The 6,195-nt window shown below is 41.5% G+C and carries 5 protein-coding genes; 3 read left to right on the top strand and 2 right to left on the bottom strand.

Annotated elements, in window-relative coordinates; all coding sequences use genetic code 11:
• Nucleotides 1-1,382: 1,382 nt before the first annotated feature.
• The 3 genes from ACFEL9_RS25980 to ACFEL9_RS25970 all read left to right on the top strand — a co-directional run bounded on the left by ACFEL9_RS25980 (nucleotide 1,383) and on the right by ACFEL9_RS25970 (nucleotide 3,669).
• Complete coding sequence (locus ACFEL9_RS25980) at nucleotides 1,383-1,880, top strand: hypothetical protein (RefSeq protein ID WP_385896294.1); 498 nt, start codon at nucleotides 1,383-1,385, stop codon at nucleotides 1,878-1,880.
• A gap of 523 nt (nucleotides 1,881-2,403) precedes the next feature.
• Nucleotides 2,404-2,868, top strand: a complete 465-nt coding sequence (locus ACFEL9_RS25975; RefSeq protein WP_385896291.1) for a hypothetical protein — start codon at nucleotides 2,404-2,406, stop codon at nucleotides 2,866-2,868.
• A gap of 147 nt (nucleotides 2,869-3,015) precedes the next feature.
• A complete protein-coding gene (locus tag ACFEL9_RS25970; RefSeq protein ID WP_385896289.1) occupies nucleotides 3,016-3,669 on the top strand; it encodes a DUF4304 domain-containing protein in 654 nt (217 codons plus the stop codon).
• A gap of 317 nt (nucleotides 3,670-3,986) precedes the next feature.
• On the opposite strand, the gene ACFEL9_RS25965 is transcribed toward ACFEL9_RS25970, so the two are convergent.
• Together ACFEL9_RS25965 and ACFEL9_RS25960 are read right to left on the bottom strand one after the other, a co-directional pair.
• Nucleotides 3,987-5,192: an IS110 family RNA-guided transposase gene (locus ACFEL9_RS25965; RefSeq protein ID WP_385896286.1), complete on the bottom strand. Its 1,206-nt coding sequence runs from the start codon at nucleotides 5,190-5,192 to the stop codon at nucleotides 3,987-3,989.
• A gap of 238 nt (nucleotides 5,193-5,430) precedes the next feature.
• Nucleotides 5,431-5,853: a hypothetical protein gene (locus ACFEL9_RS25960; RefSeq protein WP_385896283.1), complete on the bottom strand. Its 423-nt coding sequence runs from the start codon at nucleotides 5,851-5,853 to the stop codon at nucleotides 5,431-5,433.
• Nucleotides 5,854-6,195 lie beyond the last annotated feature (342 nt).

Here is a 6,195-nt window from a genome sequence, read left to right as displayed (position 1 = left end):
CAGCACTCGTCGCCAGGGGCGACGTAAAACAATTGCCCCGCCGACCGCAAAGCTGTGAACGTTCGACCGCAATGCCTCGCACAAGGAAAAATCCCTTCGTCCGCTTTGCGGACTCCCGGTCTTTTTCTCCTAAGCTATTGCGGTCGAACGATCGGGATTTACTTGTAAATTTATCGGGCGGTGAACTTTGTGCAAGTCACCTGCGGTGAACATGAGGATTTACAAAATGCCCCGATAAATTTCCACGTACCCACAGATTCTCGCAGCTGCTTCGCTGAAAGCCTCTGGCTTTCGCTCCCGCATCTGCTCCATCCGTGGGCACTTCGTAAATCCCGATCGTTACCTGCAATCCAACTAATAAAATCCTTTTTCTAATCAATGATTAGATATATTAACAGGTCGATAGGTTTTGTCCTTATATGTACGTTGCCTTATAAGCTCTCGGGTCAACTGCATATAACCGCAGTTGGAAAGAACTTCGTGGGTATCCAGTTGTATAACCAAACTTCATCGGTAAAGCAAACTATTAACCCATATTTTTTAGGATTGTCGAAATTGAAAGGAAACACTTATGTATTTAACCTTTTTAAGGATAAATATCGATTCTACAACGACACATTGTTTCTGTATTTACATGACACCGCCATAATACCGGGTATAGAAAAGTATAATATGGCGGATTCGTTTAGATTACTGGACGTTGAAAAGTTTGTGACTCTATCTCCACAAGACGAGTTCAAAGTCAATATGGCTTTCGAAAGGAAAAATTCAGATTCATTATACTCTATTACACGTTTAACGATCTCACCACAAATAGCAAGGACTCACGGGCATTTTTGTATGCAAGGAAACGAAGACTGAGATAACTCATTTTCGATGGACTGCAGGCAACAAGCGGTTTGCCGCTATGCCGGGGCGGCGCGAATATATCCTCATCGACATTAACACAGATCAGATTTAGAATATTGGCCGTAAGTAAACTAAATTTACGGCCAAACCCAGCGACATTAACACGGAATACCGGCACAGCGGCAAGCCGTGGTCGTTCGACCGCAATGCCTCGCACAAGGAAAAATCCCTTCGTCCGCTTTGCGGACTCCCGGTCTTTTTCTCCTAAGCTATTGCGGTCGAACGATCGGGATTTACTTGTAAATTTATCGGGCGGTGAACTTTGTGCAAGTCACCTGCGGCGAACAAAAGGATTTACAAAATGCCCCGATAAATTTACACGTACCCACAGATTCTCGCAGCTGCTTCGCTGAAAGCCTCTGGCTTTCGCTCCCGCATCTGCTCCATCCGTGGGCACTTCGTAAATCCCGATCGTTAGCGGTCAGTTTAGAGAGCGGCACCGAAACAACAAACAAAAAAATGAAACTTAAAATATGGCAACATTAAAAGAAGACATTAAATCACAGTCAGACTGGATAGTAAAAGCATTTGAGGCTGACGGCTTCAAACTTGATTACACAATAGACAGCATAATTGAAGTCGACAGGTTTTTTACCGTAAATATGAAAAACGGACAACCTAAAAAAGGTGGACGACTTTACGGAAAGGGATTTGGACCAAAACTTTTTTCAATTGGTTCTTATGTCGGTGAGACAATTATTAAAAATGTAAAAGGAGCTGACTGGGTAACAGACGACAACGACCCACAAGCCGAACTAAATGTGTTTTTAAAACTTCCAAATGACGGACAAATTTGGCCTATTCAAAAAGTAATGAAAAGGTTTCAAAACGGAAGCGAAGACGCAATTTATCCTTATGTACATATGGTGACAAAGGAATTTACAAGTTTGCCATTTAAAGAAGAATTTTGGACGTTAACAGCAGAGACAGACGAACCAGAACAAACAAAACCTTGGTGGAAATTTTGGTAGAACAATATGACACAGAAGAAAACCGAACCGCTAACATCGGTTTGGCAATATGGTGGCTGAAGTGCTTATATGAAACATTTGTACAAGATTCAACAGTTGTAATTTTATTGAACATTTGTGCTAAATATCCGCCACATCGCCAAGCCGAAAACCGTTCGACCGCAATGCCTCGCACAAGGAAAAATCCCTTCGTCCGCTTTGCGGACTCCCGGTCTTTTTCTCCTAAGCTATTGCGGTCGAACGATCGGGATTTACTTGTAAATTTATCGGGCGGTGAACTTTGTGCAAGCCACCTGCGGTGAACATGAGGATTTACAAAATGCCCCGATAAATTTACACGTACCCACAGATTCTCGCAGCTGCTTCGCTGAAAGCCTCTGGCTTTCGCTCCCGCATCTGCTCCATCCGTGGGCACTTCGTAAATCCCGATCGTTATGCGCAATTTGATCGAGCCTGTTGATAATCTTAGTAGAACAACCTTACTCACAAAAATCTTTACAACAATCAAGATACTTCATAGACAATGAGTTGCATTTTAACTATCGGTGGAAAGAATTTTGACGTTGACGGCTTCGTTTACAAAAGCAAACTGCGACCCTATAGAAAAGACTTCAGGGGAGAACCACGGCTTAAAACCAAACCAGACGGAAAGAAATTCACATCTTCCTCAATTTCAATTGAAACCAGTAAAGCGGACTTTGACAATTTAAAGAAACAAATTGCTGACACAATTCGTTTTTTAAAACGCAACAATGACAAGCTTTCTCATATAAGTTCGACCCAAGGAATTGAATATGCTGTATTAGACTTTGGCATTGATCTAAGGATTGACAGAAAAAATATTTTTACGCAATCTGACACATTCCCCAATGAACTTTTGAAACTTGCGGGCGACTTGAGTTTGGACATAGAACTTTCCATTTATCCAGTGGACTTGCAAACAATTATGGAGAAAGAATATTCAAAGACTAAACAAAAAAGCGCATAACATGGTATTTCAGCTATAGCGGTTGAAGAATATGTTTTGAACAACAGTAATTCTATTCAACATCATTAATAAATTTTAGCTGACGAATCACGGAATTCCGCTACTGCAGAAATACCTGAAACGTTATGCACCATTGTACTGCACACCATGATAACTACTGCTGACTTCAAGAAACAAATAGCAAAACCGTTCGGACAAGAGATGCGAATGCATGGCTACAAGGGGACTGGATTTGAATATCGCCAAGAGACAGACAATTACCTTATCGCCGTTTATATTGACCCAAGCAGATGGGGAGGAAGTTGTTCAGCGGGTTTTGCAGTTCATCCAAAGCAAGTAGATCATGATTATTATGGCAAAATAAATTTTGAGAATCTCAAGACTTACCAATACGAATTTAGAATGAGTTTAGCAGAAGACCCCAATGGCCCATCATGGAAGTATTCAGATGATGAGAAAACTAATCTTGAGACGCATGCTAAAATTATGGAAACCATCAAATACATAGCTTTTCCCGTAATTGAGCAGTTCAAAGCAAGTCCCAGCATCCTTGAATTGTTTGAAGTGAATGAAATGAGCCAATTCCATGAAAGCTGGACAAAAAGAACAGGTGTTTTTATAGCTACGACCAGTGAAAGGTTTGCCTGGGCAACTGCTTTGGTTCTCGAAAAGAAAGATTTGATGAAAGCAAAACAATTCGCACAATGGTGCTTAGCGCAGTCTCATTATGACGAGAGTGAGGAAGAGTGGTTCGGAGATAAGGATTTGAGACGGATACTTGCGACAAACAACGGTGCATAACATTCAGTTTTGCAACAGGGGGCGACGAATAAATCCTCATCTTAGTGCTACTATCAGCTACATATCCGGCTGACCAACACAGATGAACAACAGAATATATTTTCAACTTCAGTATCTTTCCCCTATAAATTACCGACACAGTGAAATTGTACACGTTTTAAAACGATTGTTTACGATTTTCCCCTGCAAGCTTTTCAGTTAAAAACTTACTTGCTTATGTCTGTGTGCTTACGATACTGTGAGTATCTGATAATCCGGCCTGTTTAATCATCGGGGTTATTAACCACCATAAAGATACCCGGCCTCTGCGTTGATTGTTATTGCAAATTCTTTAAGTGATTGACCATGCGTTGATGATACTTTAACTGTGTTTCTATTTGTTGTGCCGTTGCTACCAAATCATAGTTTACTTTGTACGGCTCCTTTTTACTCAGTACATTCCAGATTACGGCCAACTGCCTTCTGCTGATAGCTACGAGTGCTTTCTTACGGCTTATACGTTTAGCCAACTGTTCAAACTTTATTTTAAAAGCACTGCCTTTTGTACGGGAGGCTCCCCATGAGGTTTGAATGAGAATCCTTTTTAGATAGCGATTCCCTTTGGTGATTTTGGTACTTTTTATTTTTCCCGCACTCTCATCATTGCCTGGACGAAGCCCTGCCCAACCTACCATTTTGCTGCTGCTTTCAAAGGCTTGCATATCCCCGCCCGTCTCAGAAATAATTTGCATGGCGCTTTGTTCCTTAATACCTGGAATGGTCTGAAGTAAGCGCAATTCTTCATGATAATGCTCATCACATATCTTCAGCATTTGTGCCTCTACCGAGGCTAGTTGCAGATTCAATAAATCATATTGCTGCATCAACAAGCCGAGTATAAAACGGCTGTCCCTCCTCACATGTCCCTGCAAAGCTGCTTTTACCAGATGCCCTTTGCGTTTCATTATCACCGGAGAAATGCATTGTAGTAGTTCCTGGATATCGTCACACCCGTTTATTAACAAACGAATCACCCGGATAATACTTAAACTGTCTGTTTTTGTAAATACACTTGTCAGCCGGATATTGCACAGCTCTAATTGTTTAGCCAGTTCCAGTAGTACACGGCTCGCATTCCACTGAAGTTTTACATACTGACGGCTGTAGTTGCGAAGCACCCTGATCTGTTTGGGTGGTACAAAACTTTTTCGAAGCATGTCTTTATACAATAGCGTAGCTATCCACTGGGCATCTTTTACATCACTCTTACGACCGGGCATCTGTTTAATGAACCAGGGATTAACCAGTGTAAGCCAAAATCCTTTTTCTTCCAGCATATCCCAGATAGGTACCCAATAAATGCCGGTGCTCTCAAGGGCTACCTGCTTTACCTCGTTTTGCTCCAACCAATGTATTAATTGAGTTATCTGATCTGTAAAAGTTCCGAATACATGTACATCACTACGGTCTTTCCCGTTGTAAATGGCGGCGTAGATGCTATCTTTATGTACATCAAGGCCGCATACATAAGTTTGTTGTTTCATAATCTTAGCTTTTTCTGAAAATTACAAACTATGCGGTCTTGACATTTTTATGTGTCTGTGTAGAATCTTAATTTTATGATTGTTTAATCGACTGCAGTTCCGGGCTGGACGTTTTCCAAATGCCCTGCCGAACGCAAAGCTGTGGCCGTTGTGTGCTATGTTAAACGACACAAAACCGGTTCAATAATTTAAGATATGAATAGCTATGACCTTTTCGCAAGCAATTTGGTTAGGCTCTTCATGAACCCTTTCGCTTGCAGATTATCAACTCCTGATCGTTTTTGTCTGATATTTCTGTTGGGCGCAAACCAGGAGGTGCGACTACAATCTTCAGCGAATCTCCGTTCAGCTCATAACCAACACTCACAGGCGTGGGATTGGTAAGCGTATCCTCTGACCGAATAATAAGCAACCTGGGGTTGCCGGTAGTGTCCAAGCTGAACGAATACTTCATCTCCTTTCCGGTCTCGTCTGTGAAGCTAACTGTATCACCTTTGAAGACATACAGGAAAGACACATCCTTTTGGATGCCGTTCAGGCTTTCTGTTTGGCCCAGCCAGGCTCCTTGTATGTTTTCCTGGTCCGTAGATGCTGCCGCATCCCCGGCATCGCCACACGACAAATTGCAAACGAGTCCCAATATAATGAGGTAGATCTTCATAATGTTTTATTACCAAAACGCATAACTAAATTAAAGGTTACAAAATTGCAGTTTATCTGTTTAAATTATAAAACTCATTGAAAAAAGGTATTCCGAATATATCGATTTAACCAAATACTGCAAATGAAAAAGTAGATAACTCTGTAGCAACGTTAAAGTAATAAGAAATAAATTAATGAAATAAGGTAAAATCCAAATTGGCTAAGAATAAACAACTCACAAGATAGAATGGAGGCGACACTACATACTGCCCGAAAACACAGCACACAACAAATAAGGCTTCGTCGGGTGCGCAGCACCAACGATGAAGCCTCGGTTGTACGGAACCTTCGGTAGTTTGTT

This window comes from Terrimonas alba (assembly GCF_042434975.1).
In the GTDB taxonomy this organism is placed as follows: domain Bacteria; phylum Bacteroidota; class Bacteroidia; order Chitinophagales; family Chitinophagaceae; genus Terrimonas_B; species Terrimonas_B alba.
Note: the sequence above shows the minus strand (reverse complement) of the source record. Positions and strands in the feature narration are given on the sequence as shown.